Origin of the sequence: Paenibacillus sp. J31TS4 (genome assembly GCF_018403265.1) — a bacterium.
GTDB lineage: Bacteria > Bacillota > Bacilli > Paenibacillales > NBRC-103111 > J31TS4.
This window is the reverse complement of sequence record NZ_BOSI01000006.1, coordinates 79,415-95,313: the sequence shown is the minus strand read 5'-3', so window position 1 is coordinate 95,313 and position 15,899 is coordinate 79,415. Positions and strand designations below refer to the sequence as shown.

Annotated in this window: 19 protein-coding genes; all 19 read right to left on the bottom strand. The window is 54.3% G+C overall.

Annotated elements, in window-relative coordinates; genetic code table 11:
* Nucleotides 1-162: 162 nt before the first annotated feature.
* Nucleotides 163-360: a cold shock domain-containing protein gene (locus KJS47_RS20895; protein ID WP_213527355.1), complete on the bottom strand. Its 198-nt coding sequence runs from the start codon at nt 358-360 to the stop codon at nt 163-165.
* A 508-nt stretch (nt 361-868) separates the two neighbouring features.
* Complete coding sequence (gene fliT, locus KJS47_RS20890) at nt 869-1,198, bottom strand: flagellar protein FliT (RefSeq protein ID WP_213527353.1); 330 nt, start codon at nt 1,196-1,198, stop codon at nt 869-871.
* Nucleotides 1,191-1,604, bottom strand: a complete 414-nt coding sequence (gene fliS, locus KJS47_RS20885; protein WP_213527351.1) for a flagellar export chaperone FliS — start codon at nt 1,602-1,604, stop codon at nt 1,191-1,193. Before fliS ends, fliT begins: the two co-directional genes overlap by 8 nt.
* 62 nt (nt 1,605-1,666) lie before the next feature.
* Nucleotides 1,667-2,065, bottom strand: a complete 399-nt coding sequence (locus tag KJS47_RS20880; protein ID WP_249716615.1) for a flagellar protein FlaG — start codon at nt 2,063-2,065, stop codon at nt 1,667-1,669.
* Nucleotides 2,066-2,098: 33 nt separating this feature from the next.
* Nucleotides 2,099-3,583: a flagellar hook-associated protein 2 gene (locus KJS47_RS20875; RefSeq protein WP_213527349.1), complete on the bottom strand. Its 1,485-nt coding sequence runs from the start codon at nt 3,581-3,583 to the stop codon at nt 2,099-2,101.
* Nucleotides 3,584-3,735: 152 nt separating this feature from the next.
* On the bottom strand, nt 3,736-5,163 hold the full coding sequence (locus tag KJS47_RS20870; RefSeq protein ID WP_213527347.1) for a flagellin N-terminal helical domain-containing protein: 1,428 nt from the start codon (nt 5,161-5,163) through the stop codon (nt 3,736-3,738).
* 156 nt (nt 5,164-5,319) lie between these two features.
* On the bottom strand, nt 5,320-5,550 hold the full coding sequence (gene csrA / locus KJS47_RS20865) for a carbon storage regulator CsrA (protein WP_213527345.1): 231 nt from the start codon (nt 5,548-5,550) through the stop codon (nt 5,320-5,322).
* Nucleotides 5,551-5,552: 2 nt separating this feature from the next.
* Nucleotides 5,553-5,999 carry a flagellar assembly protein FliW gene (fliW, locus tag KJS47_RS20860; RefSeq protein WP_213527343.1) on the bottom strand — a complete coding sequence of 149 codons (447 nt, stop codon included), beginning with the start codon at nt 5,997-5,999 and terminating at the stop codon, nt 5,553-5,555.
* 65 nt (nt 6,000-6,064) lie between these two features.
* Nucleotides 6,065-6,634, bottom strand: coding sequence for a DUF6470 family protein (locus KJS47_RS20855; protein ID WP_213527341.1), 570 nt, complete (start codon nt 6,632-6,634; stop codon nt 6,065-6,067).
* A 15-nt stretch (nt 6,635-6,649) separates the two neighbouring features.
* Complete coding sequence (flgL, locus tag KJS47_RS20850) at nt 6,650-7,546, bottom strand: flagellar hook-associated protein FlgL (RefSeq protein ID WP_213527339.1); 897 nt, start codon at nt 7,544-7,546, stop codon at nt 6,650-6,652.
* A gap of 24 nt (nt 7,547-7,570) precedes the next feature.
* Nucleotides 7,571-9,160 carry a flagellar hook-associated protein FlgK gene (gene flgK / locus KJS47_RS20845; RefSeq protein WP_213527337.1) on the bottom strand — a complete coding sequence of 530 codons (1,590 nt, stop codon included), beginning with the start codon at nt 9,158-9,160 and terminating at the stop codon, nt 7,571-7,573.
* Between the two features lie 27 nt (nt 9,161-9,187).
* Nucleotides 9,188-9,691: a flagellar protein FlgN gene (locus KJS47_RS20840; RefSeq protein ID WP_213527335.1), complete on the bottom strand. Its 504-nt coding sequence runs from the start codon at nt 9,689-9,691 to the stop codon at nt 9,188-9,190.
* A gap of 37 nt (nt 9,692-9,728) precedes the next feature.
* Nucleotides 9,729-9,998, bottom strand: a complete 270-nt coding sequence (gene flgM / locus KJS47_RS20835; RefSeq protein ID WP_213527333.1) for a flagellar biosynthesis anti-sigma factor FlgM — start codon at nt 9,996-9,998, stop codon at nt 9,729-9,731.
* An 87-nt stretch (nt 9,999-10,085) separates the two neighbouring features.
* Complete coding sequence (locus KJS47_RS20830; RefSeq protein ID WP_213527331.1) at nt 10,086-10,496, bottom strand: TIGR03826 family flagellar region protein; 411 nt, start codon at nt 10,494-10,496, stop codon at nt 10,086-10,088.
* Between the two features lie 154 nt (nt 10,497-10,650).
* Nucleotides 10,651-11,490 (bottom strand): ComFC family protein, encoded by an 840-nt coding sequence (locus KJS47_RS20825; RefSeq protein ID WP_213527329.1) that lies wholly within the window; start codon nt 11,488-11,490, stop codon nt 10,651-10,653.
* On the bottom strand, nt 11,487-13,526 hold the full coding sequence (locus tag KJS47_RS20820; RefSeq protein WP_213527327.1) for an ATP-dependent helicase ComFA: 2,040 nt from the start codon (nt 13,524-13,526) through the stop codon (nt 11,487-11,489). The genes KJS47_RS20825 and KJS47_RS20820 overlap by 4 nt, the downstream gene beginning before the upstream one ends.
* Nucleotides 13,527-13,551: 25 nt before the next feature.
* Complete coding sequence (locus KJS47_RS20815) at nt 13,552-13,950, bottom strand: glycosyltransferase (protein WP_213527325.1); 399 nt, start codon at nt 13,948-13,950, stop codon at nt 13,552-13,554.
* 52 nt (nt 13,951-14,002) lie between these two features.
* Nucleotides 14,003-14,728, bottom strand: coding sequence for a response regulator (locus KJS47_RS20810; protein ID WP_213527323.1), 726 nt, complete (start codon nt 14,726-14,728; stop codon nt 14,003-14,005).
* A gap of 4 nt (nt 14,729-14,732) precedes the next feature.
* Nucleotides 14,733-15,893 (bottom strand): sensor histidine kinase, encoded by a 1,161-nt coding sequence (locus tag KJS47_RS20805; protein WP_213527321.1) that lies wholly within the window; start codon nt 15,891-15,893, stop codon nt 14,733-14,735.
* Between the last annotated feature and the right edge of the window lie 6 nt (nt 15,894-15,899).

The following is a 15,899-nucleotide window of genomic DNA, read 5'->3' as shown; positions in this document are numbered from 1 at the left end:
CTTCATTATATACGATTTACCGAACCGTTACAAAAGCGCTTCCGAACATTCCGCGGCGGAACGGTTACGATCCGGCGAACACGAAAAAACCCCCAGGATTCTGGGGGTTTCCGCTACCGAAATCATGCCTTATGTATGCCATCAGCCAAGCGGCCGAAAGGATTACAATTTGATTACGTTAGCTGCTTGCGGTCCGCGTGCGCCTTCCACAATGTCGAACTCGACTTCTTGACCTTCGTCAAGGGATTTGAAGCCATCGGCTTGGATTGCAGAGAAGTGAACGAATACGTCCCCGCCTTGTTCTGTTTCAATGAAACCGTATCCTTTTTCTGCGTTAAACCATTTAACTTTACCTTGCATTCGACACATTCCCTTCATTATCAAATGAATGTGAACATCTTATTCACAACCTGACTATACCACTGGCCAGAAGGGGCTGTCAATGAACGCAAAGCCGCTAAAAATAGTCTGAAAATACACAATTCACATTCCGTCAACGGTTTTGTTCACAACGTGAAAGCTTGTTTTCATTAGTTATTCACAAAGTTATGCACATTATCCACAAGTGGGGACAGTCCCCGAGTTGTGAGTATGTCACTGGATGGGAATGGAAAAATGCATCGCAAGACCTGAACTTTCGTCACGGGATGACCTGCGTTCGACAGGGTTCGGGAGGCGCCGTCAAGGCCGGCGCATCCGCCTTCCGTCCCGTTTTTTTCGATGTCCCGTCCCAATTTTTTGCTTCTTTGCTCCCGCCGCCGCGAGTCTGCTCATCATTTGCCTATATAATAGTAGGAAAAAATAAATAAAAGAAAAAACACCGCCATCCGGCAGTGTTCTGGAATAGACAGCGGGAGCAGAGCCCTCTCTATTTTCTGCGGTCGAACAGGACCGCATCCGGTGTATAGTCTACCTCATAGGCGCTCTTTTGCCGCCGGGCGTCGGATCGCTTCCCCAGCGCGTCCGCCGCCTCCTGCTTGAGCTGCTCCATGCGGGCAAGGATGATCGGATCGTAGCGCAGAATCCGCTCCACCTGCTCTTGGTAGCGGCTCTTATCCGGGACGGGAGTCGCCTGGATGGACGCCAGAATGCGGCCGCGTTCCTCCACGAACCGCTCGATGTCCAGGTAGTCCATCTGCTCGGCGGACGAGGCGCAGCGAACGGTCAGCTCCTCCAGGGCAGCCAGTAGGTTATCCATGGACGGCCTCGGCTTGCGCGGCAACCGGAGCATGCGCGAGCAGCTTGGACGCTTGGTACCACGTTTCCTTGAGCTCCTGCAAGTGCTGCAGAACCTCTTCCGCCGGTTCCGCCTGCTTCTTGGTATTCGCTTCGATCAATCGGAACTGGAAGTATTCATACAGCTTCAACAGATCGGCAGCAATCGGCGCTTCCCGGTCAAGCGTGATCGTGAACTCGGAGATGATGTCCTGCGCCTTGGAGAAGGCGTTATGGGCGTCTGCCGGACGGTTCTGCTGGATCGCTTCGATGCCGGCGCGGCAATTCCGGATAGCGCCGTCAAAGAGCATGAGCAGCAGCTGGGCAGGGGTGGCGGTCGATACAGTGGTTTCGAGGTATTTGCTGCGCTGGAGTTGGGCCTGTATCATTACGGTTGCCTCCTAAACAAGTAAGGTATTCAAATGCTGAGGTTACATTTTATCTTCACGAATTATCGTTTTTCGTCGACGACTAAGCCTGCCAATTCCCATATGCGGGCAATAAAGTCCAAGCTTTTTTCCGGAGGAATCTCCCGAATAACATCGCCCGTATCGGAGTCCATCACCTTGATCATGATGGTCTTGGTCTTCTCGTGCACGCTCACGTCAAGAGCGGTATGGCGGCCTTGGGTGGCCTTAATCGCTCGATCGATCGCTTTGATCAATTGCTGATCGCTGATCGTAATGCGATCCCCATGAAGCTCGGCGAGCTTGAGATCCTTCAAAGTTTGGATCGATTGCAGAGTGGGATTCGCATAAGCCGCGGCTGCTTCCCCTCCTTCATTCTTGCGTGACGACACGCTTCCCCCGGTTACGGGTACTCCTTCACCTGCCGGAAATTGTACGCTCAATAGAGCCTCTCCTTTCCTAAGATACCGAATTGTTTATCTTCCGGTTGAAAAATACTGAGCCAGGGAAGAGCTTTGGGCATTGGCTTTGTTCATGGCGGCTTCCATGGCGCTGAACTGACGGTAATAGCGGGATTCAATGTCTGTGAGTCGGTTGGTTAGTGCGGTTATTCTATCGTCTATATCTCTTAGGTCTTTGCTGATCAGGCTGTTGTCAGTTAGATAGGCGGCAGTACCCGCCTTTTCGGTGAGAGCTTTAACAGCCCCATTAACTTCGTCATATAGCCGAAAAGCGAGACCATCAGCAGAACTGGATGTGTCTTTTCCGTCTGAAGCGGTAAACAAAGCCATAACCTGATCCGGATTTTCACTAATTGCCTGTTTTAATTTTGCTTCGTCGAGGTATAGCTTTCCTTTATCTTGATAGGCGCCCGTCTTAATCCCTATTTGACTTAGTTGGTTTATCTGCTTGTCTGGTAATCCGGTCACCGGTGTGGATAATGCCACCCGCATACTATTAAGAATAGAGGAGAGTGTGGAGTCTCCCTTGAGAAGACCGCTTTTTGCTTTATCCTCCCAAAGGTCAACTTCCTTGTCTTTCATAGCCTCTTTTTGTTCGTCGGAAAGAGGGGCAAAGTTTCGATAACGAGTCTCTGTTACCTTCGTATTGATCGTACTAATTAGCTCGTTATACTTTTCTACGAAAGACTTTATCGTATTGAAGGCACTGTCAACATCTTGGTTAACGGTTACTCGGATAGGTGGAGCGCCTTCCATCTGGGCTTGTTTGGCTGTGAATGAAATCCCATTAATGGTAAAAGTATTACTAGCAAATTCCGCGGGAATATCTCCATTGTAGGTAACCTTTGCGTTTTTTCCCTCCGCAGTTGTTTGAGCAAGCTTGAGCTTTCCGGAGAGGAATGTTTTATCGTCACTAGTAAGTTCTACCTTGGCCTTCTCCCCCGTTGTCGTTGAGGTAAAAAACAAACGACCTAGATTCTCATCATAACTTGCTTTGACCCCGGTAGTAGTAGACTTGGCATTGATCGCATTGATGAGTCCTGAAATGGAATCTGTTGTTGCTACATCTATTGTTTCTGTCCCTTTTTCCCCTGTTATCGTTAATTTTGTGTCTGTCAGCAAGCCGAGGCTTGCCATTGTTGTTGTCGAATCCTTTTTCTCCAAGGCACCGGATGTCAGTGAAGCAGCTTCGGCAAGCTCATCAATACGAATTGTATAAGTGCCGGCATTAGCACTAGTACTAGAGCCTACAGTTAGAATTTTATCGTCTGAAGACTCCGCTTTCTTAGCCATGAAGGTTCCTTGCAACTTCATATTGAAAACAAGATCACGGAAGCTCGTAAGTTTGCTATTCATGTCTCGATAATCGGTTCGTTTCCATTCGAGCAATTGTTTGTTTTGTTTAAGCTTATCTAGAGGTAATCGTCTTGCTTTCATCAGGTCCCTTACGATTGTATCGGTATCCATGCCACTTACGAGACCACCAATTCGCATTACCATTTCCATCACCTTCTTGAGTTATTTTTTACCGAAAACCATCTTTGTTTATTATATCGGTAGGACTAGCGGTAATTGTAACAGTCTTAGCGGAAAGAAAAATCTAATAAAAAAGAGACCTTAGGTAAACTAAGGTCTCTTTGATAACCCAAAAATTAACGGAGCAGTTGCAGTACGCCTTGCGGCTGTTGGTTAGCTTGAGCAAGCATGGCTTGGGCTGCTTGTGCAAGAATGTTGTTTTTAGTTTGCTCCATCATTTCTTTTGCCATATCTGTGTCACGGATACGAGATTCAGCTGCAGTCAGGTTCTCGGAAGAAGTGTTCAGGTTGTTGATGGTGTGTTCAAAACGGTTTTGCATAGCACCAAGCTTGGAACGCTCGGAAGATACACGTTCAATAGATGCTTGGATTTTTGTGATAGCATCTTGTGCACCAGCGCGACTTGAAATATCAACTTTGTCAATTCCTAATGTTTTTGTGCTCATATCGGCAAAACCAAGCTTTGTAGATTGTCCTTGGTTAGCACCAATTTGATATTCTGCGGCTTTGTTATTTACAGTGATGCTAGATGTTACTTGTGCAGCAGCTGCTTGAACGGAATTAATATCTAATTCGACTGTAATGTCACCTAAATTAATTTTACCGTTCTTAGTGGTTTCATTAGCAGTACTTGTGTAAAGCGTTGCGGCATTAGCGCCACCATTTTGAGATTTCAGGGTGACAGAGTTATCTACCATTTTGGCTTCGATGGAGAATTTCGATTCACCAGCAGTTGCAGCAGCATTTGCCGTAAGTGTAAGTTTCTCACCACCTGCACCTACTAAAGCAACGTCTCCACCTTTCCAGTCCGCATTATTCAAAGAAGCAACAACATTTCCATTAACGTCTTTTAAAGACAAGTCAAAGTTAGCACCTGCAGCTTTAGCTTCTAGCGTATAAGTTCCGAATTTCAAGTTAGCTGACTTTCCAGCTGCAAGGTCAAAGTCACCTGCAGCTGCTGTGAATCCACCAATTGTGGAGCTGTCAAGAGTTGTAGAAGTAGTAATTTTCCCGGTTCCACCAGTATCAAACTTGTAAATATCGGTAGCAAGGTTATCGTTGTTAATAGTAACAGTAGCCCCAAGTTTTGCTGCATTAGTTGCGTCCAGAGATGTGTTAACACCTAAGTCTCCGTTTAGCAACTTCTTCGTATTAAACTCGGTTGTATCACGGATACGGTCTACTTCACCCTTTAACTGTGCAACTTCTTTTTGAAGCTCCGCACGGTCATTGTCATTGTTGGTATCACTGGCAGACTGTACAGCGAGTTCACGCATACGTTGCAAAATGCTGTGAGTTTCATTTAGTGCACCCTCAGCAGTTTGAATCATAGAGATACCGTCTTGTGCGTTTTTGGAGGCCATATCTAAACCACGAATCTGCCCACGCATTTTTTCAGAAATCGCCAACCCGGCAGCGTCATCGCCAGCACGGTTGATACGAAGACCAGAAGACAATTTCTCAATGTTTTTTGCAGTTGCAGCAGAGTTTGTGTTCAACTGACGGTACGTGTTGAGCGAAGCGATGTTATGGTTGATTCTCATTTCAAAATTCCTCCTTGAAGGTTCGGTTCCCACATCCTTGTGGTGAGCTATCCGAGGGTCGGCCGCCCTCTCGACTAGCTTCTACTATCTATATCGACCGCTCGGAGGAAAGATTGAATAGGTTACAGATACAAATTTGAATTTTTTTCTCAAACTTCACGGCTTGATCATTTTCCGCAAGTCCTCTACCGACAAGCTGCCGCTAAGCGACGCGGCCTCCTGATTGGTCTCTTTGATACTGTCATAGACTTCTTTCCGGAAGATCTGGACCTCCCGCGGAGCCCTTACCCCTACCTTGACCTGATCGCCTTCCGTTCCCAGGATGACTACCTCCACGTCGTCCCCAATCATGAGCGACTGCCCAAGCTTGCGCGTCAAGACGAGCATGCTCAGTCCTCCTTCCGGCTTGCCGATTGTTGGATCAGATGATGCTTCGGGCCGTAGCTTGTCTCGTGTAAGATGACTTGTTTGCCAAGACGCGCCTGTTCGTTGAAGACAAGGGGCGCTTGCAGATTGAGGGTAGCCGTCTCCCAGCTGTCCTTAACGGTCACGATGCACCATACCCGGACCTGCCCCTCCTCCTCAATTCCCAGCTCGCCTTTGACTTCATCGCTCAACGTAAATTCATAATCCGGATAGAACCGGAAAGGATCGGTCAAGAGGAACGTCAGATGGCTCTCCTCCACGGCCTGCATGTAGACGAACGGCAGTGCCTCGTAAGCCTGTAGCAGCACGTACTGATGAAGCTCCTCGAATCCCGGTATGCCCTGTGGGAACGTATAGATGGAGTCCTCCGTTACCTCCAACTGCCCGAATCGAACGGTCTCTATTTGCATTCTCGTTTCGCTCCTTCTTCTTCAAGTAAAAAATAAACAGCTATAACAGAGCATCACTAGCTCTATTATAGCTGCAAGTCCAATTGCGGAGGGATAATCTGGACGGAATTGTACTGTCTCATATAGATGTCCAGCTTCCCCCTGTTGTAGCTCAATTCCGGACGGTGAGGCTGCACCTCGATCTGAACTTGTCCAGGAATGACGACGATGTCCGGCTTGTGCGCCACGTACTCTATGTCTACATTATCGAAGGAAGCCGGTTCCCGCACATCCATAGGAGATTCCCGAAAGCGGCTCTCTCGGGCTATCTCTGCAATCACATTGCCGCCCTTATGAATGGCCGCCATCCGATTCCCTTCCTGGGCCCGGCGGGCGACCCCTTGCAGCGCAATCTCCTTGCTTTGCGAATAAATCTTTTGGCTCCACTCCAAGTTGCCTTCCAGCCCAAGCGCTGCCCGGGCTCTGCTTTGGTCAATCGTTAATTCGCCGGGTGGCGAAGTGATCTCGAGACGCAGCGGTTCTGTCTGTATCTCTAATGCAGCTTGGGGCTGCTTCATCTCCCATGTGCCCGGGTCCGCGTCGATCCCGATCTGGGCGTACTGCTGGCGAATTTGGATTTGAGGCTGCACCTTCACGACAACACCTCTATCTTAACGTAAGAAATCCACCAAGGTCGGCGTAATTAACTTGGCTCCCATGGAGAGAGAAGCCTGGTATACGTTCTCGCTCACCTGCAGTTTGGTGATCACTTCCGCGAAATCGGCGTCTTCCACCTTAGACTGAAGATCCTGCAGGTTGATGTTGATATCCTTCAGGCGCGATTGCGCCAATTCCACCCGATTGGTTTTGGCCCCGATGTCTGACCGAATCTGAAGAAACGAATCCATCCGTTGGTCAATCTTGCCGATCAGCTCGGAAACCTTTCCGGTTTCTCCTTTTTCCAACGCACCCATCAAGTCTTGCAGTACCTGAAACGCATTGTCCGGAGAATCCGCCTTGCCGAACACCTGCTCACCCGTCGCGTTAATCGGCAGCTTCACGCCGGCTCCTATCTCATACTGGATCGCACTGTTGTCTGTTTTGTCTTTCGTGGCGTTATCCACCGAGTAAGGAGGGATGTCCGTCTTCTGGCCATTGAACACATATTTGCCGTTGAACTGGCTGTTGCCGATCGAGACCAGCTGGTTGTATAGCTGGCCCATCTCGCTCTTGATGGAATCAAGAGCCTCCTGCGGATTGGTTCCGTTCGCTCCATTGACGGCAAGTTCCCGTGCTCTCTGCAGCACACTCCCAGCCTGATCCAACGTCGTATCCGTATATTCCAGCCAAGACAAGGCGGAATCTACATTCTTTTGGTACTGCTCGTTCGCGGCCAGCTCGCTGCGATAGCGAAGGGCGAACGTCAGCCCTACGGGATCGTCCGACGGTTTGTTGATTTTGCGGCCCGTCGATAATTGGTTGGATTCATTATTCATCCGGTTCAGGTTGGTGTTCAAATTTCGCAGAAGCTGCGCGTTCATCATCCCCTGCGTCACGCGTCCCATCATATCGCTTCCTCCTTGCTCATTCCGTTATCTGCCTACGACGCCCATGCCGTTAATGACCTTGTCGAGCATCTCATCGAACACTGTCATCGCCCGGGCCGCGGCACTATAGGCGTGCTGAAACTTAATCATATTGGCCATTTCTTCATCCAGCGAAACTCCACTTACCGATTGACGCCAAGTTTCGACTTGATCCACGAGAATCATCTGGTTCTCCAGCTGTCTGCGCGCTTCCTGGCTCTGTACGCCCAGCTGACCGACAATGGAGCGGAAGAACTCGCCGATTGTGCCGTCCGGCAGATTGGTCGTAGGCCCGCCCGTTCCATCCGGAACGTATTTGAACTTCTCGTTGCTGAGTCCGGCCAGCGCGAGTGCAATATCGTTGTTGCCCTTGATAAGCTTCGTCTTGCCGTCCACCGTCTCTACGCGGCCCGAGGCGGCAATGTTCGATACGTCGCTGACGATTTTGGGATTCACGGTAATGGTAGCGGCATTGAACTCTGTCGCATCTCCCGACAAGGTAAAGAACGGAATGCCGGATCCCGGAGGATCGGATAGCGTATAGCCTAGCTCATGCAAGCCGTTCAAGCCTTTCACCGTCGCCGTGATCCCCTTCTCCTCCTGGATCGTGCGCTGCTCTACCGTGCCGTTATAGGTTTTGCCGCCGAAGGTCGCTCCCTCCGGAATGACGGTTCCCTTGGGAAGAGTGACGGTTACGTCTCCCTCTACAAGCGATTTGACCATCGAGTTAAGCTGAGACTTGTACTTGACCAGATAGTCGTCGCGGGAAACGAGAATGCCGTTCGCTTCACCGCTCTTCAAGCTGCCCGACTTCTTGGCTTCCTCCAACACTTGGGCGTCTACCTTGGTCTGTACTTCTCGGCCCTGCACCAGGTCAACCGTGCCAAGCTTGATAGTATAGCCGCGGTCTTCTTCCGTTACCGTAATGTTCACGATCTTGGACAAGTTGTCTACCAGCAGATCGCGCTGGTCCCTAAGATCGTTCGCGTTGTTGCCGAGCCCCTCTACTCGGTAAATTTCCTGGTTCAGTCCGGCAATTTGGTCCAGATACGAAGCGACTTCCTTGGCCTTTATATCGAGGTTCGATGTAAGGTCCTTCGTCAGCTCAGTCAGCTGCTTGGAGATGTTATTGAAGGCATCTGTCATGGCAAGGGCACTTTCCTTAAGCGCCGACCGGGAAGTCAGATTCTCCGGATCTTTACTGACGGTTTGCCAGGCGTTCCAAAAATTCTCCATGACCTTGGTTAGTCCCGTATCGGACGGCTCATTGACGATCGCCTCCAGCTTATCCAGCGTATCGTGCTTGATCGACCAGTCGCCCAAGTTCTGGTTCTCCCCATAAAATTGGTCGTCCAGAAATTGCTGCCGGATGCGGGCAATGGATTGGATCTCCACGCCCTGTCCCATTTGGCCGGCGGCGGTGCTGCGGGTAAGCCCCACCGCTTCCAAAGGACGCGCAGCCGTCATGTTGACCGTCTGTCTGGAATATCCCTTGGTGTTCGCATTCGCTATGTTATGGCCGGTTGTCGCCAGTGCGGCCTGTTGGGCGAACAAGCTTCTCTTGGACAGCTCGATCCCGCTAAAGGTGGATCTCATGGTCTTGTCCCCTTTCTAGCTGCTCTCTTACGCTTTTGTATCAAAGCGGTGAATCCTTCCGGGGACACCCGGCTGCTGATGCTGAGGATTCCGGTATGTCGCCTCGTCCGCACCTGTGCCGGACACCAAATCGAGAGCATGTCCGATATAGGTTAGCGACGCCCGAATCAGCTCCTGGTTCTTGTCGTTGACCGCCTTCAGCCGCTCGACCTTGTCCGCGAGAATCCGCTGGCGGTTCGTCACTTCCTGCTTGTCCTCCGCCTTAAAGAGGAACCGGACCAGCTCGGTTACCGTAATTTTGGGGCTCGGCATATAGCCTTTCTGCGTGACGATTCCGTTCACCGCCGCTCTTCTTGCCTCTTCGGCCTCGGCCAGCCGCTTCATGAGCGCGGTCTCCTTCTGGGTGATGCGGCTCAGCTCGGTCACGTCGTTCGCTACGAGGACGTCCGTCTTGGCCGCGGCCAGCTCCAGAAGCTCATCCTGTATGGAAATCATGGTATCCATGGTGTCGGTCAATTGTTGAATAGTCATCGTTTCACCTGATTCCGTATGAACGCCCTAGACGCTCTTATTTCAAATAGGGAAGCAGCTTCTCGGCAATCTTGCCTGCCTCCACATGGTAAGTACCCGAGGAGACCGCTTTCTTCAAGGCTTCGATCTGTTCACGCCGGGCCTCCTGGCTGGCCCCCGCTCCGGACGATTGCTGCAGCTCTTTCGCTTCGGCGGAGATATGCACCTCGTCCTTCTGCTTCTTGCGCTCCGCTTGGGCTTGGGCCTGCTGCTGGCTGCGGTTGTACGAGTGGATAGCGCCGATGCGCTGGGTTTCGTTGATCTTCACGGTTCTTCACCTCTTGTCCGTGGAATGGAAAAAGCCGATAAAACGGATTACTGTCTTTATCGGCCACTTTTATGGGATAGTTTAGATTTAATTGTTGCGTCTGCGCAAACGGTCCTGAATGTTGTACCCGAACTGGTCCTCCTGGCTCTGGCGGCCCCCCCGCGCTTCCAGCGATTGCTTCAGATCGTTGGTCAGCCGCTGGCGGCAGCTGTCGCACATCGATCCCTCGCGGATCGGTGCCCCGCACACATCGCAGGGAATGGTCAGGTTGGGCAGACTCTTCAGCGAAATTCTGCCTTCGCGGATAAACTTGAGAATTTGCCGGATCGGCACCTCGGTTTCCTCGTGCAGCTCCTGCAGCGTCGATTGGCGGTTCTCCCGCAAATAGTCGATGCACGCCTCGTACATCCTCTCGATGTCCTTCACGCAGGCCGGACATACATCTTGGAAGCCTTTCACATACAGCTTGCCGCATCTTGGGCAATTGTCTACGTTCACCTGGACGGTCACCCTCCTGCTTGCCGGGCAACCGGCCAAGTCTTGATTTGCCTTCTAGTTTACCGTATCGGAATTCCTTTTGTACACCCTGGCATGGACGGATTTGGAAAATGGTCACAAGTCCGGCATGCTTCTGTCGGATAGGACAGCAGCGCTACCTCGCCCAAGTGAGGCCGTAGACGTCGATAGGGCCGTTCTCGGCGAGCAGCCGCGCGCACTCGTTCATCGTGCTCCCCGTCGTGTAGACGTCGTCCACGACGAGCACGCGCAGCCGCCTCCTCGCCGCCGGCCCGGCCGCCCCCGACCGCGCGGCATTGCCGCGGCCGGGCGCAGCAGCGTTCCCGGCGGCCCAGCGGGCCTGCAGCTGCCGCCACCCCGCGGCGTCGGGCGCGAACGCCCCCTGCAGAGCCACCATGCGCTCCCGGCGCGCATGATGGCTCTGCTTGGGCGTGTGGCGCACCCGCGCGAGCAGCGGCAGCACGGGCAGGCCCGCCCGGCGGCCGAGCTCGGCGGCGAGCTGCGCGGCCTGGTCGAAGCCGCGCTCGGCCAGGCGCTCGGGGTGCACGGGCGCGTACGTCACGCAGTCGAACGTGACGAGGCACCCCTCCTGCTCCGCCGCCTGCTGGCGGAGCAATTGGTAGCCGTGCACCAGCATGGCCCCGAACAAGCTGCCGAGCCGCTCGCTGCCGCGGTATTTGTACTGCGCCAGCCACTCCTTCATCGTGTCGTCGTACCGTACGGAACTGCGGCTCAGCCGGAACCACGTCGCCTCGCGGGCCGGACAATCCGGACAAGCCTCCGCCCGGCCGCAGACAGGGCAGCGGACGCGGAGAATCCAGGGGGCCGCTGCATAGCAGCTCCTGCACAGGCCGATCGGGTTCGTCCGCTCCCGGTACTCGTTGCCGCACGCGGCGCAGCGATGAATCGGCGGAGCGAGCAACCCCGCCGATGCGCGAAGGAGGCGTGCCGCCCAGCTGTCCGAAAGTCTATTCATTGTCTCTCCCTCCCTTGTTCCTCCAGGAGATAGCCCTTCGCCCGAGCGATCCGGTTCATCCGCTTGATCTGCCGGATCGCTCCCGTCTGGGAACGGGTGCGCGCGGCTCCCGCGAACAGCACGCGCCCCTTCGGGTCGTCCTTGGAGCGGCCGGCCCGCCCCGCCATTTGGACAAGCGCCGCCTCGTCGAACAAAGCACTCTCGGCCCCTACGATGAACACGTCCGTCTTGGGTACCGTGACACCCCGCTCCAAAATAGTCGTCGTCACGAGCAGACGGATGCGGCCCTCCCGGAACGCGATCACCTTCTCCGCCCTTTCTTCGTCCTGCGAGGACGTTCCATCAATGATAATATCCGGATACATCGTCCGCAGCAGCTGCACGACAGCCGGCACCACCTTGATCTTCGGAACGAACAGAAAAATCTGCGCTCCCCGCTTGAGCGAGACGGCAAGCTCTCTCCGCAGTGCGGCAGGCAGCCGCCGCCTGGCGAGATGCTGCTCCAGCGGCTTCATGCCGAGACAGCGGGGGACCGGCAGCGGGTGCCGATGAAACCGAACCGGCACCCGAACATGCGGGAGATGTCCCGCACGAGCTTCGCGCTGTAAGCCGGCCGGCGGCGTGGCGGACAGGAAGACGAACTGGCCGCCCGGCCGGACCGACTGCTCGGCCGCATACTGCAGCATAGGATCATTGTGATAGGGAAACGCGTCCAGCTCGTCGATAATGACGAGGCCGAAGCCCTGGTGAAAGCGGAGCAGCTGGTGAGTCGTCGCCAAGGTGATGTCACCACTCTCCCACCTTTCCTCGCTCCCGCCATACAGGCCGACGACTGTCCGGTCCGGGAACGCTTTGCGCAGACGGGGCAGGAGCTCCAGCACGACATCCCGGCGCGGTGTCGCCACCAGCGCCCGCCCTCCCCGATTCAGCTCCCTCTCGAGAAGCGGAAAGATCATCTCCGTCTTTCCCGCTCCCGTCACGGCCCAGAGCAGGAAGCGGCCGGCCTCGCCGTCTTTCCCCTGCCGTCGCCTCGGCAGCAGGGAGGCCAGTCTCCCGCGCCAGCCCACGGACGCCGGGCCCCCCGCTTGTCCCTCCTGCTCCAGGAACGTTAGCGCGGCTAGAACTGCTTCCGTCTGGGCAGGGCTTAACCCCCACTTCGCCAGCTTCTCGGCTCCTTGCGCTCCGTGCCCCACCTCGCCCGCCGCCGCTGTTCTTCCCAGCCGCCCTCCGCTGCCATCCCGAGCTCCTTGCGCGGTGGCGAGCTCTTCCTTATGCCGGACGCCCAGCACCGACCTCCCATACGTCCCCGTATCACCGGCCTTTCTCCGAGCCTGACCGCGGATCAGCAGCGTGCAGAAGCGGGCACGCCCCATGCCGAGGCAAGCCTCGCAATAGGCGCAGTCGCCTCCGCAGGCCAAACAAAAAGACCGGGACATCGATGCCTCGCCGCTTCCACAGCGTCTGCACCGGTGCTTCCGGTCTTGTTTGGTTGCTGCCTTCCCGGGATCACCGCAGGATAACCCGGTCGTCAATTCCAGCCAGCCTTGCAAATTCGCGAGCTGCAGTAGAGACAACCTATCTGCCTCTGCCGCCCGTTCTTCCTCCTGCTGGACTTCCAGCCACTGCCGCCACTCCTCTTCGAGCAGCGAGCGGCCGGCTAGTCCCGCCGCCATGCGATACGCGGCCGGTAGCCGAGCCTCCATTTCCCGCTCCTCCAGCCGAGGACCCGGCTCGTCCTGCCAGTCCTCCAGCCTCAGGGACTTGCGGGAATGGGGGCCTAATCCCGGCAATCCCGGCTCAAGAGCCGCCAACGCTTTGGCCAGCTTAGGCTTGTCCAGCCTGCCATCGCCAGCTGTCCTTTCCAACCCCTCGCGCAGCCATCCCGCCTGTCCCCACGACAGTGCAGGTTCAATCCGCAGCATGCGCACCGGCTTCTGAAGAAGCCCCCGCCAATACGCCGCATCCGTCTTCGCGTGCAAAGAAACGCGCCAGATCCAGCGCTGCCGAATCCGGACGGCATAAACCACACCTTGCATTTATTCCCCGCTCCTTTGTAAGCGGTTACCAGCGTGCGGCGGACAAATCCCGGTTCGCTGCTGCCTGCTCGAGTCGGACCAGCTTGACCATATGCTCCTGGTGTTCGGCCAGGAACGCATCCAGCCTGTCGGTCGTCGTCTCATACGTGATCGATTCGTACCGGCCGGCACAGCGCTCGATAATCGCCCGAGTCTCATCCGTCGATCCGTTATCAAATATAGTGACCGCCACCTGCCTGCCTCTCAGCCTGTTGACGGCATAGAGAGAAGCCAGATAGCCTTCGATCATTTGCTCATTGTTGCGGGTTACGAGAACGACATGCTCCGGCTCCTGCCGCTTGTTCCGCCGGCCGCGGAATACCGCATGCATGACGGCGATGCTGAGGCCGTAGATGCCGAGAATGAGAAGCAACCCAATCCCCATCGCGGATACCCCCTTTTGAGGACAGTATATGCCGCCATGAGAGATCGGGTTCCTACAACGTCACCCAGCCGTTCTTGATAGAGATAATAACCGCTTGTGTCCGGTCGTCGACCTCCATCTTTTGCAGAATGCTGCTAACGTGGTTTTTGACTGTCTTCTCACTGATGAATAGAAATTCTCCGATTGCCTTGTTGCTCTTGCCTTCCGCCATGAGCCGCAGCACTTCCGCTTCGCGTCTGGTCAGCGGGCTATTAGGAGAATGTATGTACTTGACGCCGGCTTCCTTCACGTGGCCGTTGTCGAGCGCGACGCCCGTTTCGTCCAGGTACGTCATCTTGCGCAGCTGGTTGATCAGCTTGCCCGTTACCTTCGGATGAATATAGGCATGTCCCGATACGACGGAACGAATGGCATTGATCAGCGACTCGGCCTCCATATCCTTCAGCAGGTAGCCCGAAGCACCTTTGCGCAATGTTTCGAACACATAGCTTTCGTCGTCATGGATCGAGAGAATGATGACTTTAATAGATGGAAAAATTTCTTTCAGCTTCTGGGTCGCCACGACGCCGTTCTCGACCGGCATATTGATGTCCATCAGGACGATATCCGGCTGCAGCTCGTTGCACAGCTCAATAACCTGAATGCCGTCGCCGCACTCCCCAATCACTTCCAGATCGCTTTCCATATTGATAATTCGCTTGACGCCCTCACGAAACAGCTGATGATCGTCCGCAAGCAGCAGTTTGACGGTTTTTTTCGGGTTTTCCGTTATGGCCATCCTGTTACTCCTCCCTATGTTCAGGACTAATCGGGATCAACATGACGATTTTGGTTCCCTCATCCTTGCCTGATACGATGTCGAGCCGTCCTTCCAGCAAGTCCACTCGCTCCCTCATGCCCATCAGGCCGTAGTGATTGCCCGAATGCTGGAGCTGCTTGCTCTCCAGCCGCTTCACATCGAACCCGACTCCATTGTCCTGGATGGCAATCTTGACCATCTGCTTCTGGAAGGTGATATGAAGGGAGATATAAGAAGCGTGCGCATGCTTCAGCGCGTTGGAGAACGCCTCCTGAATGAGCCGGTAGATGGCGACTTCCATGCCCGACGGCAGTCTGGTTTCCTTGCCGGCCAACTTGATCGAGGTTCGGATTTTCGATTTGTCCTCGAAATCCTGGACATACTTGCGAACGGTGGGGATGAGACCCAAATCGTCCAGAGCCATAGGACGAAGATTAAATATAATTTGGCGGACCTCTTCCAGGCCGCCACGCACCTGTTCCTTCAGGTCCACTAATTCGTCTTTTACCGATTCATAGAGCTGCTGTCCCAGCATTCTCTCGGCAATTTCCGTGCGAAGAACGACATGTGCCATTGATTGCGCCAATCCGTCATGGATTTCGCGGGCGATCCGCTTGCGCTCGTCTTCCTGGGCCATGATGATCTTGAGGCCAAGCATCTGCCGGTTCTTGGCCGATTCGAGCATCCGCGTAACCTGATTGAGATCGCCCGACAAATACTCCAGTACTACGTTCATCTGCGAGACCAGCATCTCGGCGCGCTCGACTTGGCGTTCCACGTTGCGGATCCGCTTGTTCAGATCGTCCCGGCGAGCTTTGAGATGGTTCTCCTTCTCGCGGTTGATGCTGAGCTGAAGCTGAAGATGCGTAGCCGCTTCGTAGGCGATTCGAATGTCCACCTCGGTATAGCGCTGGAAATCGCGGCTAACCTCCGTCAGCCGCATCCGCGACTGGCGATACTGCGCCTCCAGCTTGTCCACCTGGTCGATCGCCTGAGACGTTTGCTCGAGAACGGATTGCAGCTCTTTGTTAAGAGACTCCAATTCGTTGCGGGCACTCTCGCAGATTTCGTAGATTTCGTATTTGCTGCTTTCCATCACTTCTATCGCATTCTTGATGACGCGATCAATGGCATCTACTTGCACGTTCTT

What these genes read in the sequence shown, in the direction of transcription:
- KJS47_RS20895 (WP_213527355.1), bottom strand. Translation starts at nt 360, where the DNA reads ATGCAAGGTAAAGTTAAATGGTTTAACGCAGAAAAAGGATACGGTTTC.
- fliT (WP_213527353.1), bottom strand. Translation starts at nt 1,198, where the DNA reads ATGGATAACCTACTGGCTGCCCTGGAGGAGCTGACCGTTCGCTGCGCC.
- fliS (WP_213527351.1), bottom strand. Translation starts at nt 1,604, where the DNA reads ATGATACAGGCCCAACTCCAGCGCAGCAAATACCTCGAAACCACTGTA.
- KJS47_RS20875 (WP_213527349.1), bottom strand. Translation starts at nt 3,583, where the DNA reads ATGGTAATGCGAATTGGTGGTCTCGTAAGTGGCATGGATACCGATACA.
- KJS47_RS20870 (WP_213527347.1), bottom strand. Translation starts at nt 5,163, where the DNA reads ATGAGAATCAACCATAACATCGCTTCGCTCAACACGTACCGTCAGTTG.
- csrA (WP_213527345.1), bottom strand. Translation starts at nt 5,550, where the DNA reads ATGCTCGTCTTGACGCGCAAGCTTGGGCAGTCGCTCATGATTGGGGAC.
- fliW (WP_213527343.1), bottom strand. Translation starts at nt 5,999, where the DNA reads ATGCAAATAGAGACCGTTCGATTCGGGCAGTTGGAGGTAACGGAGGAC.
- flgL (WP_213527339.1), bottom strand. Translation starts at nt 7,546, where the DNA reads ATGATGGGACGCGTGACGCAGGGGATGATGAACGCGCAGCTTCTGCGA.
- flgK (WP_213527337.1), bottom strand. Translation starts at nt 9,160, where the DNA reads ATGAGATCCACCTTTAGCGGGATCGAGCTGTCCAAGAGAAGCTTGTTC.
- KJS47_RS20840 (WP_213527335.1), bottom strand. Translation starts at nt 9,691, where the DNA reads ATGACTATTCAACAATTGACCGACACCATGGATACCATGATTTCCATA.
- KJS47_RS20825 (WP_213527329.1), bottom strand. Translation starts at nt 11,490, where the DNA reads ATGAATAGACTTTCGGACAGCTGGGCGGCACGCCTCCTTCGCGCATCG.
- KJS47_RS20820 (WP_213527327.1), bottom strand. Translation starts at nt 13,526, where the DNA reads ATGCAAGGTGTGGTTTATGCCGTCCGGATTCGGCAGCGCTGGATCTGG.
- KJS47_RS20815 (WP_213527325.1), bottom strand. Translation starts at nt 13,950, where the DNA reads ATGGGGATTGGGTTGCTTCTCATTCTCGGCATCTACGGCCTCAGCATC.
- KJS47_RS20810 (WP_213527323.1), bottom strand. Translation starts at nt 14,728, where the DNA reads ATGGCCATAACGGAAAACCCGAAAAAAACCGTCAAACTGCTGCTTGCG.